Origin of the sequence: [Brevibacterium] flavum (genome assembly GCF_019317305.1) — a bacterium.
Taxonomy (GTDB): domain Bacteria; phylum Actinomycetota; class Actinomycetes; order Mycobacteriales; family Mycobacteriaceae; genus Corynebacterium; species Corynebacterium glutamicum.
In genome coordinates, this window is the sequence record NZ_CP079240.1 from 3,097,947 (window position 1) to 3,116,360 (window position 18,414).

15 protein-coding genes are annotated in these 18,414 nt (G+C 55.2%); 8 read left to right on the forward strand and 7 right to left on the reverse strand.

Going from position 1 to position 18,414, the window contains the following annotated elements; all coding sequences use genetic code 11:
- Position 1: 1 nt before the first annotated feature.
- From KW808_RS14880 to pheA, 3 genes are all read right to left on the reverse strand, one after another.
- Positions 2-811 (reverse strand): hypothetical protein, encoded by an 810-nt coding sequence (locus KW808_RS14880; RefSeq protein ID WP_034983451.1) that lies wholly within the window; start codon positions 809-811, stop codon positions 2-4.
- 106 nt (positions 812-917) lie between these two features.
- Positions 918-1,589, reverse strand: a complete 672-nt coding sequence (locus KW808_RS14885; protein WP_003862611.1) for a histidine phosphatase family protein — start codon at positions 1,587-1,589, stop codon at positions 918-920.
- Between the two features lie 2 nt (positions 1,590-1,591).
- The gene (gene pheA, locus KW808_RS14890) at positions 1,592-2,539 is read right to left on the reverse strand and encodes a prephenate dehydratase (RefSeq protein WP_003862609.1); all 948 of its coding nucleotides are present in this window, start codon (positions 2,537-2,539) and stop codon (positions 1,592-1,594) included.
- Positions 2,540-2,578: 39 nt separating this feature from the next.
- On the opposite strand from pheA, the gene KW808_RS14895 reads away from it, so the two are divergent.
- The 6 genes from KW808_RS14895 to KW808_RS14920 all read left to right on the forward strand — a co-directional run bounded on the left by KW808_RS14895 (position 2,579) and on the right by KW808_RS14920 (position 8,721).
- Positions 2,579-3,718, forward strand: coding sequence for an amidase (locus tag KW808_RS14895; RefSeq protein WP_003862607.1), 1,140 nt, complete (start codon positions 2,579-2,581; stop codon positions 3,716-3,718).
- Positions 3,715-4,446, forward strand: coding sequence for a CPBP family intramembrane glutamic endopeptidase (locus KW808_RS14900; protein WP_003862605.1), 732 nt, complete (start codon positions 3,715-3,717; stop codon positions 4,444-4,446). The genes KW808_RS14895 and KW808_RS14900 overlap by 4 nt, the downstream gene beginning before the upstream one ends.
- A 97-nt stretch (positions 4,447-4,543) precedes the next feature.
- Positions 4,544-5,788 (forward strand): LCP family protein, encoded by a 1,245-nt coding sequence (locus tag KW808_RS14905; RefSeq protein ID WP_170844380.1) that lies wholly within the window; start codon positions 4,544-4,546, stop codon positions 5,786-5,788.
- Between the two features lie 122 nt (positions 5,789-5,910).
- On the forward strand, positions 5,911-6,783 hold the full coding sequence (locus tag KW808_RS14910) for a DUF3500 domain-containing protein (RefSeq protein ID WP_231640530.1): 873 nt from the start codon (positions 5,911-5,913) through the stop codon (positions 6,781-6,783).
- A gap of 159 nt (positions 6,784-6,942) precedes the next feature.
- Positions 6,943-7,272, forward strand: a complete 330-nt coding sequence (locus KW808_RS14915) for a carboxymuconolactone decarboxylase family protein (protein ID WP_003862596.1) — start codon at positions 6,943-6,945, stop codon at positions 7,270-7,272.
- Positions 7,273-7,452: 180 nt separating this feature from the next.
- A complete protein-coding gene (locus KW808_RS14920) occupies positions 7,453-8,721 on the forward strand; it encodes a DUF3500 domain-containing protein (RefSeq protein ID WP_003862594.1) in 1,269 nt (422 codons plus the stop codon).
- 327 nt (positions 8,722-9,048) lie between these two features.
- Here KW808_RS14920 and KW808_RS14925 read toward each other — a convergent pair whose 3' ends face one another.
- A complete protein-coding gene (locus KW808_RS14925) occupies positions 9,049-9,963 on the reverse strand; it encodes a DUF5926 family protein (protein ID WP_003862592.1) in 915 nt (304 codons plus the stop codon).
- On the reverse strand, positions 9,947-10,708 hold the full coding sequence (locus KW808_RS14930; protein ID WP_003862591.1) for a glycerophosphodiester phosphodiesterase: 762 nt from the start codon (positions 10,706-10,708) through the stop codon (positions 9,947-9,949). Before KW808_RS14930 ends, KW808_RS14925 begins: the two co-directional genes overlap by 17 nt.
- Before the next feature lie 421 nt (positions 10,709-11,129).
- Between KW808_RS14930 and KW808_RS14935 the strand changes: the two genes are divergently transcribed.
- Positions 11,130-12,521 (forward strand): GntP family permease, encoded by a 1,392-nt coding sequence (locus tag KW808_RS14935; RefSeq protein WP_003862588.1) that lies wholly within the window; start codon positions 11,130-11,132, stop codon positions 12,519-12,521.
- A gap of 952 nt (positions 12,522-13,473) precedes the next feature.
- On the opposite strand, the gene KW808_RS14940 is transcribed toward KW808_RS14935, so the two are convergent.
- Positions 13,474-15,333, reverse strand: a complete 1,860-nt coding sequence (locus tag KW808_RS14940; protein ID WP_003862586.1) for a pyruvate kinase — start codon at positions 15,331-15,333, stop codon at positions 13,474-13,476.
- Positions 15,334-15,458: 125 nt separating this feature from the next.
- Positions 15,459-16,403: an L-lactate dehydrogenase gene (locus tag KW808_RS14945; protein ID WP_003862584.1), complete on the reverse strand. Its 945-nt coding sequence runs from the start codon at positions 16,401-16,403 to the stop codon at positions 15,459-15,461.
- Positions 16,404-16,631: 228 nt separating this feature from the next.
- On the opposite strand from KW808_RS14945, the gene KW808_RS14950 reads away from it, so the two are divergent.
- Positions 16,632-18,410, forward strand: a complete 1,779-nt coding sequence (locus KW808_RS14950) for an alpha/beta-hydrolase family protein (RefSeq protein ID WP_003862582.1) — start codon at positions 16,632-16,634, stop codon at positions 18,408-18,410.
- Positions 18,411-18,414 lie beyond the last annotated feature (4 nt).

Here is an 18,414-nt window from a genome sequence, read left to right on the forward strand (position 1 = left end):
TTTAGGTGGCGTCCTCCTCGTCTAAGCCCTCGCCAGGATTGGGCCTGGTCCCAATAGCTTTTCCCAAGATATCGATCACCATTTGATTCTGATGGTCTTTTTGCTTGTAGTGCGCGAGTTCTTTCTTCAGCGCTGCGATTTCTTTGAGGTACTCGTTTTCCATGATCGTGGCTCTTTCTAGTTGTTGGGCAATCATGTGGCGTAGTCGAACGATTTCGACCACGGTTCGGGTGGTCATCAACCCGATCTTGCGGGGTGAGATATCAGCGTCTAAGTCCCCGTCGGTCATAGCGGCGCACCAGGCCATGATGGTGTGCTTACGGAGTTGGTAAAACGTGAGGAATTGCTGGCCCTGACCGTGTGGTTGAGCTAAGTATCCTATGACCAGGTCACGTTTGTCATCAGCCGTTAGTGTGGTGACATCGTCGACTGGGGTGGTGCGTTCGATCCCGAAGCGGTGGGCATCATCAAAAGCATGGGGAAGCCGGCTGAAGGTGCTTATTGCTGCTAGCCAGGTTCGAACGGTGCAGTGGCCGATGTTGTTGGCTGTGAGGAAGGGCTGGCGGTAGCCGTGCGGCAGGGTGGTGTAGATCCGCATGAACTCGAGTCGTGTTTGTGGCTCGTAGTAGCGTCGCCCGTTGGCGGAGATTCGATCTGGTGGGAAGATCGGCCACTCGATGCTGTGTGGGTCCGGCGCCGGTGGTAGCTGGGGTGCTGTGGGGGCAGGGGCCGGGGGCTGTGGGATCTGGGGTAAGGCTTCGGGACTGATCAGATCCAGGTAGTCCTGAAGGACTGAGAAGGGGATGGACATGATGAACTCCTTGCTAAGGATGGTGGTTCACCACTGACCTGACACTGAGAGTAAAAACGTCGTTTTGGACCAAAGACCCACCAAAAATCCGAGCCTTTGGTCGCAATTACTCCTGCCATGGCAGTGGGCTGTCAGTCCAGCGCACAACATCCCATTGGCCGAATTTCTTACCATTTGGCTCCAGCACCACAAAGCGACAGTTGCCCAGGTAGGTGTTGAACGCAAAGTTGGGATCCACACCAGTTGAGTGTGTTGCCACGATGCGGATGACGGCGCCGTGGCTGACAACGGCAACATCGCGGTCGTCGTCAAGGTCGTGGCTGTCCATGATTCGATCAAGTGTTGGCTGGTAGCGGTTCAGCACGTCTTTGTAGGTCTCGCCGCCGGGAAGACCAGCAGCGGGATCGCCGTGGAGCCAGCCGTTGAGTGCGCGGGAGTAGTTCATGTGTGCTTCTTCGTCGCTGCGCATTTCAAAGTCGCCGACGTTGATTTCCTGAATGCCCTCTACAACATCCAAAGGAACCGCACCGGCCTGCATGTCGCGAGCCTTTTCAAAGGTAGAGGTGGCAAGCACCGCGGTTTGTTGGGCGCGCAACACGATGGAGCTGTAGACGTGGGCTAGTCGCTCACCGGAGTAGGTGGCTAGTTCGTGGCCAACTTCAAGGGCTTGTTTACGGCCCAGGTCGGTGAGTTCAGCTCCTGGTGGGCGGGTGTCCAGGAGGTGTTTGACGTTGTTGTGGGTCTGCCCGTGTCGTAGCAAAATAATTCGGCCGGCCATGGCTAGTTAAGTTTCCTTCCTTCGCTTGCTGCGCGAACCCATTCGTCCGCCTTGTGTAGCTTAGCTAGTTGGTCGGTTTGGGGCGTGCTGTCTTCCGCACGGTTGGAGGGCCAGGAGCCGACGAAGACGAGTTCTTCGGCTTGGAGGTGGAGTGCGCGGAGGGCTTCGGCGACGGGGATATCGCGGATATGTCCGGAAATGTCTAAGTGGAAGCGGTAGGTTCCGAAGACTTTGCGGGTGGGGCGGGATTCGATGCGGGTGAGGTCGACGCCACGGATGGCGAATTCGTTGAGGGCGCGCACGAGGCTGCCTGGCACATTCGGTAGGGAGAAAATGACGGAGGTGCGGTCGTGGCCGGTCGGTTCGGAAACAGCTGCTTGGGCTTGGACAGCAACGAAGCGGGTGCGGGCGCCACGGACGTCGGCGACATCATCAACAAGGCGTTCCAGTCCGAAGAGTTCGGCTGCGCGGGAGGGCGCTGCGGCTGCGTCGGCGGTTCCTTCGGCAACCATTTGTGCGCCGGCGCCGTTGGAGCTTGCTGAAAGATACATGGCGTCCGGAATGGTGGTTGCCATCCAGTTTTTCACTTGTTGGTACCCAACCGGGTGGGTGGCGAGGGTTTTGACGTCGGCAAGCGAAGTCCCTGGCCGGACCATGATGGAAAAGGCGATGTCGAGTTCTTCTTCGGCGATGATTTGCACGTTGGAGCCCTGGTCGAGGGCGTCGAAGGTGGGGGTGACGGGGCCGTCGACGAAGTTTTCGATGGCGACCACCGCGAACTGGGCGGTGCCGTGGCGGACGGCGTCGACAGCTTCTTGTGGCGATTTGGCTGGCAGCTGCTCGATCTCACCGTCGCCGAATACGCCGGCGTCGGCAAATTTGTAGAGGGCTTCTTCGGTGAAGGTTCCGGCAGGCCCCAAATAGGCCACAACAGTTGGTGCGTCGCTCATGGTTACACAGCTTAACCCGCCGAACTAAGGTGGGTGTCCATGTCTGTTGCTCAATTAGCGAACCGCTTGGCCCAACTCTCCCCCGCCGAGCATGGTTTTGCATGGTTCGACCCTGAAATCACCGCCGGACATGGCGTCGGACCGTTGCATGGCATGGTGATTCCAGCCAAGGACCTCAACGATGTCGCAGGCATGCCCACCGCGTTCGGAAATGCATCTCGGCGCAAGGTAGCAACAGACACCGATCCGTTCATCCAAAATCTCATCGACCGCGGCGCGATCATCGCTGGCAAAACCCAAACCAGCGAGCTCGGCATGACGGCGTATTGCGAGCCCATCGGCATGGACGCACCCAGCAACCCGGTTTTACCTGGTCACACGCCTGGAGGTTCGTCCGGTGGTGCGGCCGTTGCTGTTGCCAGGTCGCTTGTCGACGCCGCCCACGCCTCAGACGGTGGCGGCTCGATCCGGGTTCCAGCCGCCGCGTGTGGCCTGGTCGGGTTTAAACCCGCCCACGATTCCCGAGGTGGAAACCCCTCCACGCAGGGGTTTATCACCCGCGACGTGGCCACCCAAGTGCGTTTGCACGCACTTCAACCACGCACCAGACGCCTGCGCATCGGCGTGCTCGCTGAGCCTATCCATGCCAATTCGCTTGTCGACGCCCCCTTCCTGAGCATCCTCGAATCCACCGCCCACCTCCTGGAGAAAGCTGGCCACGAAATAGTGTCCGTACCCCTCCCTTATGGCGCTTGGGCTTTTGACGCTTATACAGAAGTTTTCATGATGAAATCCGCTGGACTAACCAACCTGGGTAGCCCCATTACAAGATGGTTGAGTGAACAAGGCCGTAGTCTTTCTCCTTCTGATAGACAATCAAGTGTCAAGGCTTTTGATTCCGTGGCTGAGACTGTACACGGAGCATGGGACATCGATGTTTTATTAACCCCTACCTTGGCTTATGCACCTCCCAAGATTGGGTACTTTTCATCCATGCCACCTGAAGAAGACTTCCTTGCACAAACCAAATGGACGCCGTGGGCAACGCTGTTCAACATGACCGGTGGTGCAGCCATCAGCGTGCCTGTTGAAGGTGTCGGCATTCATCTTGGTGGGATACGCGTACGAGATGAAGACCTCTTAGGATTAGCAGCATTTCTTGAAGGAGCTGTGGCATGAGTAGTTCAGTAATGTCACCGCGTCGAATAAAGGCGGAAATACTTATCGTTTTAGCCATCACCTTTGGCATGAGCGGTCTGCGATCAATCCTGCGCCTCATCGACGATCTCCTCGCACCGGTTGCGCTCAACGACCAGCAAGTTGCACTGAATGCCTCAATGGCAAACTCCGCATGGCTGGATCTCGCCTTGCAATTGTGTTCCGCCGGTGTGCTGTTTTCCTGGGGAGCGCTAGCGATCTATCTGCTTGGCGAACGATTCCGCTGGATCAAACCCAAAGATTGGACATGGGGTGCAGGCCTTGCAGCGCTCATCGGCATTCCCGGGCTGATCTTCTATGCGAGTGCTGTTCATCTGGGTCTTTCCAAACAGGTCGTGCCCACCACTTTGGAAACCTGGTGGGAAATCCCAGTGCTGCTTATATGGTCAGCCGCCAACGCATTTGGTGAAGAGATCGTGGTGGTCATGTGGTTCTTCACCAGACTGCGCCAACTGAAGTGGAGCGTGCCAGCAGTCATTGTGGCATCTTCAGTTTTGCGCGGTTCCTACCACCTCTACCAGGGAATCTCTGCGGGTTTTGGCAACATCATCATGGGAGTAGCGTTCACATATTTCTTTCACCGCACGGGCAAAATCTGGCCACTGGTAATCGCTCACTTCTTGATTGATGCGGTGGCTTTTGTGGGCTACTCCGCAATTGGGGGAAATTTAAGTTGGTTAGGGCTTTAAACTGAAGTTCCTATTTTATTGGGATTAGAAAAACACGAGAGATTTAAGGCAAATCCGCTAAATACATCTGTCCCTCCTAGGCGCTACTCTATTAACCATGGATTCACCAGGACAGGGCGAAATTGCCCGCGATAGTCAAGGACGCCCGATATTGGACCGGTATGGTCGGCCGGTTCGGGTTCGTCCGCAAGCGCGGCAAACTCCCCCAACTCCTCGGACTGCTCCGGTAAATGAAACGAGGGTCTATCAGCCAAGGCAAACGCCACCGCGCCAGACTCCTCCAAGGCAGACACCTCCACGACAAATGCCTCCTAGGCAAACCCCACCGAGGCAGGTTCCCCCACAACAGCAGTACCAGCAGCCTGGTCAGATCGGACACCTTCGCCCGCAGCCGCCAGTGATTACAAATGGTGGAGGGAGACGTCGAAAAGCAATATCTTTTAAGCCCCGTGGCTGCCTTGGCTCGCTCGCGGGCCTGGTTGCTGTGGTGCTGGTGCTCGCTTTTGTGGTCGCGCTGTGGGCGGATGCCAAGCTGAATCGCGTGGATGCGACGCCCGCGACGCAGGTGGCGAATACCGCAGGCACGAACTGGCTGCTGGTGGGTTCGGACTCGCGGCAGGGTTTAAGTGATGAGGATATTGAGCGGCTGGGTACCGGCGGAGATATCGGTGTGGGTCGTACGGACACGATCATGGTGTTGCATATGCCGCGTACTGGCGAGCCGACGCTGTTGTCGATTCCGCGTGATTCTTATGTCAATGTCCCTGGCTGGGGCATGGATAAGGCAAACGCGGCGTTCACTGTGGGTGGCCCGCAGCTGCTCACGCAGACCGTGGAGGAGGCGACTGGTCTGCGAATTGATCACTATGCAGAAATCGGCATGGGTGGTTTGGCGAACATGGTCGATGCGGTGGGTGGTGTGGAAATGTGTCCCGCCGAGGCAATGTACGATCCGCTGGCGAACCTGGATATTCAGGCCGGCTGCCAGGAATTTGATGGGGCGACCGCGCTGGGTTACGTGCGCACTCGTGCCACATCCCTGGGTGATCTGGACCGCGTGGTGCGTCAGCGGGAATTCTTCTCCGCTCTGCTGAGTACAGCTACGTCCCCGGGCACGTTGCTGAATCCGTTCCGCACCTTCCCGATGATCTCCAACGCGGTGGGAACATTCACCGTCGGCGAGGGCGATCACGTGTGGCACCTGGCCCGATTGGCGCTGGCGATGCGCGGAGGAATCGTGACGGAGACCGTGCCGATTGCCTCATTCGCCGACTACGATGTGGGAAATGTTGCGATCTGGGACGAAGCTGGAGCCGAAGCACTATTTAGCTCCATGCGCTAAAACCCCAGCTAATTGCTCACAGGAAGTGTTCAGTGAACTTTTTGGTTAATTGATTATCTTACCTAGAGACTTGGATACTTCCCTCCACGGATTGCTAACGATCCAGTTTTATCGTTGGACTCATGAAAAAGATCCACATGATTCCAGCGGCCCTCCTCATCGGCTCCCTTGCGCTTGTTAGCTGCGCGCCTTCACAACCTACCCAGAACGCGCAGACGGTTTCTTCTGTCATGACGGAAACTCCTACTTATACCTCTTCATCTAGGTCGGTGGAATCTACCGCGGGGACGATCGCTGCCTCGGAGGAAGCCGCGATGACGCTGCTGGCGAATAGTTCGGGGGATCCGGGATCTGATTCTGGGGGTGCGCGCTATAGCCTCAATTCGCTCAAGGTTTCCGAGCAAGCCGCGGCGAACGCCGTATTAAAGGCCATGCTTAACGACGCCTCCTACCAAGAGTTCGCAGACTCCTCCTACTTAGAAATCACAGGAACGCCCTCCGCCGACGGAACATGGGGCATCTCATTTGGCAGACCTTCCGAATCGGCCTCCGTGGAATTCTCCGACGGCAGCGTCAGCTTCTCCCCCGTCGACATGACAGTGCCCGCAACACGCTTGCCGCAAATGGGCGCATTTTATGAAACCCTGACCGAAGAACAATTAGGCATGCTGGAGACTGGCCTCGCGGTTTCCACCTTGGATTCGAGCCAACAGGAAATGCTTCTGGACTTGATCTCCAACTCGATCGGCCTGGCAGATACTGAAACCACTGCGACTGCAATTAGTGAAATCCGAGCAACGCTTTCCGAGACCTACCTGTTCGGAACCCCCGACGGATTAACCTTGGCGCTTAGTGGCCCACACGTTGATTTCGAAGTCTCCCACCAGGGCAGCACCGCGAAAATTACTTACCGCGATCCAAGCACCGACAGCTTAACCGCCGAAGATCGGGTAGATACCGCAAGTGTGGCTGCTGCTCCGCCGGAGGTTGTTTAGGCGTTTGCCGAGAAATTTTCATTGGGCCTGGATTTCATTGAAATTCAGGCCCTTGCCATTCCCGATGCTGCTAGGTTCGTGTTAAGCAACCACAAGTTGCACCACCATTCTTCCATCCAGAGAATACGAATTCGTTTACCTCTAGAAAGGCACTTTCCCATGTCTTACCACGATCACAGCGACATCGAATACCTCGAGAAGATCGGCGCCAACTCCCCTGACGCCTTCAAAGCTTTTGCCCATTTTGATGAGGCAGCTCTCCGCGGCCCGAACAAGAAAATCCCACGCAACTACACCGAAATGATCGCACTTGCGGTCGCATTCACAACCCAATGCGCCTACTGCATCGACATCCACACTGCCGCTGCGAAGAAGGAAGGTGTCACCACCGAGGAGCTCGCTGAGGTTGCGCTCATCGCCGCAGCACTTCGGGCAGGCGGCGCCATGACGCACGGCGCACTTGCCATGAAGCTTTACGACGAAAACTAGAAGCGATTCTGCACATTTTTTAACATCCCCAAGGCGTGATTTCGATTTTCGGAATCACGCCTTTCCCATTTTCGCGTTAAAATACCAGGTCAACACACACAGGAACCGTTCAGAAACCTTCCAGATTGCTCACTTTTTGATTTCACTTTTTTGAGAAGTTTTACTTTTATATTAGTTCTCATGCGCCTCAACAAACGACTCCCAGCGGCACTCTCCGGACTGCTGCTCTCTGCTGCCCTTCTTGCCGGATGCTCCACTTCTGGAACCGCCGAGACCACGACAACAACCGTTTCATCTGCTGCGGCATCAACAACCACTTCCACCTCCTCCGATTCCTCTTCCTCCTCTTCCTCCGACTCAAGCACCACCGCCGAAACCATCTCCAACACCGCGGAAGCTGCCCAAGCTTTCTTGTCCACCCTGTCCACCGAAGAACAAGACGCCGTACTCTACGACTACGACGCTGAAGAAAAGTCCACCGGCTGGTCTAACTTCCCAGTCACCTTCGTGCAGCGTTCCGGCGTGAACCTCACCGACCTCACTGAGGAACAGCAAGCAGCTGCCCTCAACGTGCTGAAGAACCTGCTCAACGACGACGCCTACCAAATGATCGAAGACATCATGGCTAGCGATCAGTACCTCAACGACGAAAGCAACACCACCGAGGATTCCCTCGGCCAGTACTACATCGCATTCTTCGGCGATCCAAGCAGCGACTCCGACTGGTCCATCCAATTCGGCGGACACCACATCGGCATCAACGCCACCTTCTCCGACGGTGCCATCACCTTCGCCCCAACCCACCTTGGCACCCAGCCTTCCGAGTGGACCAACCAGGACGGCGAAACCGTTGCAGCACTAAGCAACATGTACGAAACCGCCTTCGCCTTCTACGACAGCCTCACCGAAGAGCAGCAAGCACAGCTCTACCAGGGTGAAGAGTTGGATTCCATGGTCTGCGCACCGGGCAGCACCTGCGACTACCCAACCGGCACCGGCTTGAAAGGCTCCGACCTCACCGACGAGCAAAAGGAATTGCTTCTCGACGTGATCGCCAACTGGGTTGGTCTAGCCGATGAGGAAACCACCGAAACTGAACTCGATGCCATCCGCGAAACCCTGGATGACACCTACATCAACTGGTCCGGAGCCACCGAGTACGACACCTCCACCGGCGACGGCATCTACTTCCAGATCAGTGGCCCAAAGGTCTACATTGAGTTCGCTAACCAGCAAGGTTCTGCAGGTGCCGACATCGACGGTGTCATCACCGCTGGATGGGGCCACATTCACACCATCTACCGCGACCCAACCAATGATTACGCTAACTCCGTAACTCAGGAAGCAGCCAGCGGAATGATGGGCGGCGGCCCTGGTGGTAATGGTGGCGAGATGCCTAGCGGTGACATGCCTACTGGTGAAATGCCTTCTGGCGCTCCATCAAACTAACGCCATTTAAGAGGCCGAACCCGTGAGACGAGCATTTACATCACCTCACGGGTTTGGATCCCTCAGAGGCGATTCTGTGAAGTCGGTTTCTGCTGGGCCCAGGTCAGTTTCTCCAGGCGGTTAGCATTGGAGAGGCGTTTCAGACCAAAAGCGCTCGGATTCTTCCGATCCTTGGCCTCGAATGACAGTTTCCTCGCCTACAAAGTGCTGTTTCAGACCAAGAACCCCACTTTTCGACTGGCCCTTTGGTCTCTTTTTCAAGTCCACCCACAAAGCGCGTGTCCCTCGTCAAAGAAGGGCACGCGCTTGAAGTGTTTTTAAGAGATTTTAGCGGATGGTCACCTGGCGGGACTTGATGTTCTCCAGCTGACGGCGCTCGTCGGCGTTGAGCTGTGCATCGTTATCCAGTTCAGCGACGATCTTCTCGTTGAGTGCAACCAAAACATCGGCGTAATCGGTGGATGGACGCTCAGGATCGAGATCCCACACTGGGACGACGATGCCGTGGGTGCGGAAAGCGCCAGCGAACTTGGTTTCCTCGCCGAGATTCAGCTCGCCACGTGCTGCGATGCGTGCCAAAGCGTTGAACAGTGCGGTTTCGTTTTCGGTGCGGACCCAACGGATGTGAGCCTTGCCGCCTGGGTTGACCCACCAAACAGCGCCTGGGACGTCTGCTTCGACTTCGTGTGAAGGCAGGATGGAGTCATTGGCTGCCTGCATGTGCTGCGCAACTTCTGGGGAGAGGTTGTCGTTTTCCGCCAGCCACCAGTTGAAGTCCTGGTGAGTGGTGATTTCGAGGGTGTCAGCGTCGTTAAGCAAGCTCTTCAGCTCTGGCTGGGTGCCGTCCGCTGTGGCGGTGGCCAGTGACTCGCCGGCTTTTGCGTTGATGACCCAGTTCAGCGCGAACGCGAGGTCCTTGCTTGGGTTGTTGGAGCGGATGGCCTGCTGCATTGCAACAAACGCTTCGCCGCCGAATGCTTCTTCGCGGACAAGTGCCGCAGCTGCGCCTGGAAGCACGGTGCAGAGGGTGATCTTGCGATCGGTGCCTGCAACGGTGATGGGTGCGGTTGCAGATGGAATGAATTCCTGCAGTGCAACGAGCTGTGATTCCATTGCCAGGCCCTCGAATGGGCGAGGTTCACGCTCAAGTGCTGCACGTTCAGCTGCGCGGGCTGCCAGTTTTGCCTGACGACGGCTCATGCCCTCCGGCAGCTGTTCATTCTTCTTAGTCTTCTTTGCCATGCGCATTAGCGTACATGGCGGGCTTGGGATGTGGGTTCAAAAGCTCCGCCGCACGGTCCGGATAATTGGTGGCGAGCATGTCGACGCCCTGTTCGCGCGCCCACAGCATGTCTTTTTGCTTATCGACGGTGAAAAGATAGGTGGGTAACCCTTTCGCCCCAATCATCCTTGGATCCATCTTCGCCCGCTCCAGCGACAACCCCAAACCGGTGGGTACACCGCAGCGCAGATCGCCCGGATTACCCCAACGCTCCCACGACCTGCGCAGATGAATGCGATCAAGCTGTGGAGCAAGGCGAGCCATGCGATACATCGCGGGAAGTGCAAAAGAAATGATGTGGATGCGTGGGTCTTCCGTCAGCCCACGATATTTTAAGATTTTTGTGATTTCTTCTTCCAGCATGACCGCGTAGCGCATTGGGTGCTTGGTTTCTATATAAAGGTGCTTATCTGGATAATCCTCAAAAATATCTAATAGATTGTTTAAAGTAAGCACTTTTTCTGGGGATTCTTTGGTTCCAAAGTTCAAGCTCAGCAAGGATTCCAAGTCCAAACGCGACACCCGACCGCGACCATTCGACACGCGATCCACAATGGGGTCATGGACGTTAACCACTTCGCCGCATTTAGTCAGCCGGACATCAGTTTCAATTCCATGAATCGGTAGCTCTAGAGCCGCCCGAAACGCAGACTCTGTTAATTCGGGAAAGCGAGACGATAAACCTCGGTGCGCGATGACTTTCATGAACCCATCTCTCCTGGCCTTTATATACCTGCTATCGACTCTAGTATCCCTCCAAACCACCAGCCCCGCAGCGTGAACGGAAATAAATACACTGCGCTAATTTTGTGATGCAGATTACTTTTTCTTTTCACGACCTAGCAAGGATCTACGAGGAAAATGTCCGGCGGGTTAGATGAAGGGATTTTTAAGGAAGCCGGATACAATCCCAATACAGCAATCGATTGCATAGTTTCTTAAGAGGGCTTGATTGTGGTTTTACCGCCCGATCGGGGTATGAAAATTCCGACCAGAAGCGCCAGTAGAAGTAAATTATTCAGTGATAACCATTGGGTGTTAAGAAATTTGTGGCTTAGATCTCAATTTCTGTATAGTTTGATCATACTAATTCATTCACTTCCAAATTTTCACGAAGGATCACCCCATGGACACCTGGGAACAAACCCTTGGAACAGGGCCACTGCTAGGCATTGCAGCCGGCGCCATTGCCCTCATCTTGGTTCTCGTCATCGTTTTTAAACTCCATGCTTTTCTCACCCTAATACTGGTTTCAATTGTTACCGCACTTGCTGCCGGCATTCCCGTCACCGCAGTAGTGGACACTCTCCTTGACGGTTTTGGTAAAACACTCGCCTCGGTCGCCCTATTGGTAGGCCTGGGTGCCATGCTTGGTCGATTGGTTGAAACATCCGGTGGCGCAAAATCTCTAGCCGACACTATGGTGCGAATCTTCGGTGAAAAACGAGCAGCTTTCGCACTCGGTGTCGCATCGCTGATCATGGGATTCCCTATCTTCTTCGATGCTGGCCTCGTGGTCATGCTCCCAGTGATCTTCGCAGTAGCTCGACGCCTCAACGGCTCCGTCCTTACTTTTGGTATCCCTGCAGCTGGCGCCTTCTCTGTCATGCACGTGTTCGTCCCACCTCACCCAGGCCCAATTGCAGCCTCTGAATTCTTCGGCGCACAAGTTGGATACGTACTAATCGCTGGCATCATCATTGCACTACCCACCTGGTATTTAACCGGTTACCTGCTAGGTAAGTTCTTAGGCCGAAAGTTCCCCCTTCCCGTACCCGATCTACTCAGTGGTGGAGCACAGGAAGATGATCAGCCTCAGAACCCAGCTAACGCAGTGTCGATCATTGTCATTTTGCTCATTCCTATGCTCCTTATTTTTGGCAATACCGGAACATCAATGGCAGTTTCCGCCGGCCTCCTAGATGCAGAATCCACCATGGTGAAAATTCTAGGATTCCTCGGCGAAACACCAGTGGCACTGCTCATTACCTTGATCATTGCCCTGTTCTTTCTAGGCAACCGACGTGGCATTAATGGTTCTGCTCTAGAGAAAACCATCGAAGGCGCACTCGGCCCAATCTGTTCAGTCGTATTAATCACTGGCGCCGGTGGCATGTTCGGTGGAGTGCTACGCACGTCTGGAATTGGAGGAGCGCTTGCAGACTCCATGGCAGATCTAGGACTTCCAGTTATCGCAGGTTGTTTCATCGTGGCAGCCGTCCTTCGTGTCGCGCAGGGTTCTGCCACCGTTGCGCTAACCACCGCCGCAGCACTCATGGCACCTGCTGTTGCCGCTGCTGACTTTAACGAATTCCAGCTTGCTGCCATCGTTATTTCCACTGCCGCTGGTTCTGTTATTGCCAGCCACGTCAACGACTCCGGATTCTGGCTCGTTGGTCGACTCATGAACGCCGACGTACCCACCACGCTAAAAACTTGGACCGTAAACCAAACCTGCATTGCGATTGTGGGATTTGTGATGGCCTATGCAATGTTCGGATTGGCATCGCTTGCATAGTCCGCTGACCCCATTGATTCACAGGCTTTAAGTTCGAGACCTTAACTGCGATTTCTTATTACCGAGACCGGTCGATTTCGGGTGATAATCCGACTGAAATCGGTGTTAAGAAATTGAGCTTGAGGTCTTAGTAATGTGGTATCGAACTTAAGAAATCGCCCTCTGTCGTCAACGTACTCAGAGCCCTTCTAAGGCGTCGAAAATCTGCGATGAGCATAGGTACGGTAGGGCCAATAAAGAGGCTTAGAAGCAATTCTGGAGCCTCATGTTTTTTTGGGGTCGGGCTCCAAAAATCTCTCCACCCAGTCGAAACCAAACATACAAGACAAAAATACTGAAAACCCTGCAATTTTGGTACCTATGTTTGGTTTATCTCGCCCTCAACCAGCCCTCAACCAGACAGGGAGGAAAAGAATCTGGGAAAACCCAAATCCTTGTCACCCATGTTTGGTGCGAGCCGAACCAGGGTGCCCGCAATCCTTGAAGATCCAAATGTTGGGCATCTGTTTCCGACCCCAAGCCGAAACCGTCCTATATGGCCAAGCAGAGATGAGTTTGAAGTTCGTTGGTCACCTGGTTTGGTCGAGGAGCAAAGAATGAAAAATGGCTTTAGGCTCACAAAAAGGGACCTCACAGAATCGCTCCTAAGGGTTTTTAATGTGAGGTCAATACCAAAAAGCTCCCTCCAGATTTACAAGACTTTAAAAGCACTCTGAGGGGCTTAGGGATTTGGGAGTTGTTAAGGGCGGTTTCTTAAGTTCGATTTCGCACTACCGATACCTTAATTCCAATACCTCCCGCTCAATTTCTCATCTCCAATTTCAGTCCGAAAAGTGCTCAAAACCGACTGAAATCGTCCTTAAGAAATTGAGCGCGCGAAACCGTCGGTGAGAAACCGCTGGTGTGAAATCGCTGTTAAGGTCTCGAAGTTAACGCCAATCGCCTTTGTGAGTTACTCTTCCCAGCTCTTCACCTTGCGCAGCAGCAGCCTGCTCTTTCGTTGGGATGCACCAAGTTTGCGGCTCATTTTGGTGAGGACCTTGATGGCGTCGTTGATGTGTGGTCCCTTGTTCAGCATGACGCATTCAGCGCGAAGTGCCATTGCTGCGTCGGTGATTTCTGCGCGAGATGGGAGTCCGTTTTTGGCCATGTTTTCCAGGACTTGGGTGGCCAAGATGGTTGGGACGTGGGCGGCTTCGGCAAGGGCCATGATCAGTTGGGGGACTTCTGCCATGCGGTCGAAGCCGAGTTCGACGGCGAGGTCTCCGCGGGCGATCATGATGCCGAAGTTTTCGTGGCGCATGCCGGTCAGGAGGATTTGGGCGAGGCCTTCGTAGCCTGGGATGGTCTCGATTTTAAGGACGAGGCCAAGACGTTCGACGGCTACTGGATCTCCGATGTCGGCGAGTGCTTGGAGGAGGTATTCCACATCGGCGACGTTTCGGATGAAGGAGATGGCTGCGATGTCGGCGTATTGGACAACAAAGCGCAGGTGTTGAAGGTCTTCTTCAGTGAGGCTTGGGAGTGGAAGTTCGGAGTCTGGGAGGTTGATTCCCTTGTATGCGGCCAGGTTTACGCCTTGTGGGCGGGCGTGGGTGACTTCCAATTCTACGTCGTTGTGGCCGTCGGCGGTGGAGGTCTTGTCGATGCAGACTGCGGCGATGGCTCCGTCGTCGAAAAGCACGCGGTGCCCGACTTTAATTGCATCGACTGCTTGTGGAAGGGTGCAGCTGATGCGTGGTGTGCGGCCGGATCCGAGGGATGGATCGTAGGTGAGTTCTTCGTCGGTAAGGATGAGGCGGTCGCCGATTTTGAGGTTGATGCGCTGAACTACGGCGGGGATCCCGTAGACCCGGGAGCGGTCGTAGTTGTGTTCCAGGAGGGTGCCGTTGGAGATGTAGGCTTTTTGTGGGCCTTCGGCGAGGACCGCGCCATCAAAAACCCTGGTCACGGTGAATGCTCGGCGGGATCCGCGGGTGTCTGGGACGTTGATGACGCTGCCGATTTCTAGTTTGTCGAACCATTCTGGGGTGACTTCAATCGGCAGAGCGGGGCGACCGGGCAGGCTTTCGGGGGCTGGGACTGGTTCGGAGCCGTGGGCGGTGATCCACAGTTTTGCGGGCGTCAGTACTTTTCCGGTTTCGTCGCGGGTTACTCGTGCGCGACCTACTTCTGCGCCTGGGGCGATTTCGCCGGTGCGTACTTTTGGTCCGGCGAGGTCCATGCTGACGCGGATTTCCCGGCCAACTTCTTCTGCAACGGTGTGGACGTTGTCGATCATCTGCTTCCAGACGGTTTCATCGTCGTGTGCACAGTTGATGCGAGCTAGATCCATGCCGCTTTTGGCGAAGCCACGGACAAGTTCAATGTCGGTGGCGGCTTCGGTGGGCAGGGTGACCATGATGCAGGCTGGAGTATCCGGTAGGGGTTCGCCAAGGAGAATTTCGGCGTGCTCGTCGAGAATCTCATCGGCATCTTCGAAGGCATCGACGACATCTGAGGGTGGATAAAGTGGGCCTTCACCTGCGAAAGCTCCGATAACATTGCGGGCGGCCTTGAGGCGGGCCTGCACTGCTGGTTCGGTGGTAGTCAAGCGGGTAGCTCCCACAGAGGAGAGGCGTTGCTGCAGGCCACGGAGGTCTTTGGTGCGAAGATGCGCGTAATGCATGAGGTTGCGGGCACCAACGTAATGGGTTGGGGAGACCTGCCCGATGGCCTCGCTGTGAGTTTGTGTCACCTCATCAAGTTCTAGAATTAACTCGTCGAGTTCAGTCTTGATCTCCTGGAGAATGTCCTGGTCAAACTCATTCATTTGAGCTCCTTAAGCTACAAACAGTCTAAATTCCATCCAACAGTTTCATTTTGCCCGTAAACCAAAAAGTTGGCAGCGCAAGTGTTCCAATGAAACACTTGCGTCGCCAACTAGGCGCCAAAAATTTAGAAGAACTGCTTCTGAATTTCGCGCAGGGTATTTGCGGAATGCTTGAAGCGTTCCATCTCGTGGTCGGTGATTTCTAGTTCGACAACGCGGCGGATGCCTCGGCGGTTCACCACAGCTGGGGTGCCAATGTAGATGTCTTCCTCACCGTATTCACCGTGGAGCAGTGCAGAGACTGGGACTGCAACGTCTTGGTTCTGCAGGATTGCGCGGGTGATGCGAGCAAGACCCATGCCGATGCCGTAGGAAGTGGAGCCCTTGGCGTCGATAATGTGATAGGCAGCGTCGCGGGTGTCTTCGAAAATTTTCTCTAGACGGCCCTCAAGCTCTGGGTCTTTGTCTAGCATTCGGCTAAGCGATACGCCGGCGATGGTCGCGGAGGACAGGACTGGAAGTTCGGTGTCGCCGTGTTCGCCGATGATGTAGGCGTGGACAGAGCTTGGTGCCACTTCGTAGAGTTCGCCCAGCATGTAGCGGAATCGAGCGGAGTCCAGGACAGTTCCGGAGCCGATCACGCGGTTCCATTCCAAGCCGGAGAATTTCCACACTGCGTAGGTCAGGATATCCACTGGGTTGGACGCCACGAGGAAGATGCCGTCGAATCCGCTGTCCATGACATCGCCGACGATGGATTTCATAATCTTGACGTTTTTGTCCACCAGCTGGAGGCGGGTCTCGCCTGGCTTTTGGGCTGCGCCGGCACAAATGACAACCATGGCTGCGTCTTCGCAGTCAGCGTAGGTTCCCTTAGTGACGCGGGTGCGGGAATCGGCCCACACAACACCATGGTTTAAGTCCTTGACGTTGCCTTCGAGTTTCTTTTCATCAATGTCGATGATCGCAAGGTGGTCTGCCATGCCTTGGTTGATCAGTGCATATGCGTATGCAACTCCGACATCGCCTGCGCCAATGAGGACAATCTTGTTACCGACGGTTTCTTTCATTTTCGATCCCACTTCCTGATTTCCCTAACCGGACAACCCACAAAGCAGCTCAGAAAATCAGCAAGAGCTTGTGCCCGGATTCCTTTGTTACACCTTTAATTATGCCCGATTATGTCCGAAAATGTGGTCAGACCAAGTGTTATTTTTGTTGAAAAAATCACATTGTAAATCGAGCAAAACCAATCTATGCCCTGCAGAATTGTGCATGCTCTGCCAAGATGACTCAATATGGTTTCGCTCCCCAGACTAGCGTCTTTGCTCACCACTCGCCTGGCAACGCTTAAACCCGCACTAAAACCTGCCACCCACCTCGCTTCCCTCGGCGCGCAGGTCATTGCAGAGCTGGTTCCGGGGATCCGAATGTCGCCAAACCGCAGGCGAATCCTCCCTGCAAATATGGGCGCTGGCTTTATCGGAGCGGAAATCGCAATGTGGTGGGCTCTCTCGCCGTCATTGTTGCCGAAACCGTGGTGGGTTACAGCCGCTAACCTGGCTGTTTTACAAGCGGTGGGGCATGCGGCAGCGACGGGAATCCACTCGATCCTCCCCAGAACCAACCGGCGGGTATCCAGGAAAATTTACAACGCCACCCACATCGCAACTGGTGCCATCACGTTGACCACCACGGTTGTGGGATTGATCAGGCATCGCACCCAAATCCGGCTGATTGGGCAGAAGAATTTTGGACCGAAGGAGACGATCGCGGGCATTAGTGTCGGCACCTTGGGGTACGGCGCGCTGCTGATCACCGGCGAATTAACCCAGCACAGCATTAATGAGGTCAAGCTCCTAATTGAGAGGTTTTTACCGCCGTGGATTAGTTTCATCGCAGCGGTTTCGGTCATTACATTGACCACTTTGACCTTGGCCGATCGCGTTTTGTTGCGGCGCATCTTGCATAATTCTACAATTCAAGCAGCGCACCTTAATCGCATGGTGTTCCCAGGAACTGAGCAGCCGTGGGAGCCGGAGCGTTCGGGGAGCCCGTGGTCGTATGAAAAATGGGGTGCGGTGGGTTCGCAGGGCCGTGCAGTGTTGTCGGGAGGCCCACGCAAAGATGACATCATCACGGTAACCAGGCTTTCTGACACGGAAACACATGAACCGATTCGTATTTTTATCGGTATGGTTCCGGGACGATCCTTAAGCGATCAGGTGGATCTTGTCATTCATGAAATGCGCCGCACGGGAGCCCTGCGCCGCGACCACATCGTGATCAACAATTCCACGGGCACCGGCTGGATCACCGATTGGTCCGCCCACACCTTTGAGTTCCTCACCGGCGGAAACTGCGTGACAATTTCCATGCAATACTCTTATCTTCCCAGTGCACTGAGCTGGTACAAGGACAACGACGGCCCCATTAATGCGGCGAGAATGCTTATCGACGCCGTCCTCCACGAGCTAGACCAGCTTCCCACCGGGAGTCGCCCAAAGCTGTTCCTCGCGGGAGAGTCACTGGGGGCGTATGGGTTGGCTGAGGTGTGGGGAGACGTCGAAAAGCTTCTTGGAACCGCTGACGGCGTGCTGCTCAGTGGGGCGCCACGTTTTTCGGACGCCATGAATGCGTTGCGCACCCGGCGTGATGCGAGCAGCTCCGAGCGGCTGCCCGTGATTGATAGCGGGCGGCACATCCGTTTTGCGGGCGAGCCTGAGCACCTTGATATGCCTGCTACCTGGCAGTTTCCGCGCATGATCGTGGCGCAGCACGCCTCTGATCCGATTGTGTGGTGGAACGCGGAGCTGTTTATTCGGCGGCCGGAATGGTTGAAAACTCCCAAGCAAGACCACCAAGATGTCTTTCCCCGCTTGCGATGGATGCCGTTTGTAACCGGCTGGCAGGTGGCTTTGGATTTGCTCACTTCAACCTCCGTTCCCGGCGGGCACGGGCACAATTATCACGAGGAGTTTATTGATTATTGGGCAGCTCTTTTGGACCGCGAAGTCACCCCCGAGCTGCGCCACAGCATTGCTTATTGGATCCGCGCGAACCACATCAAACGCTAGAGTG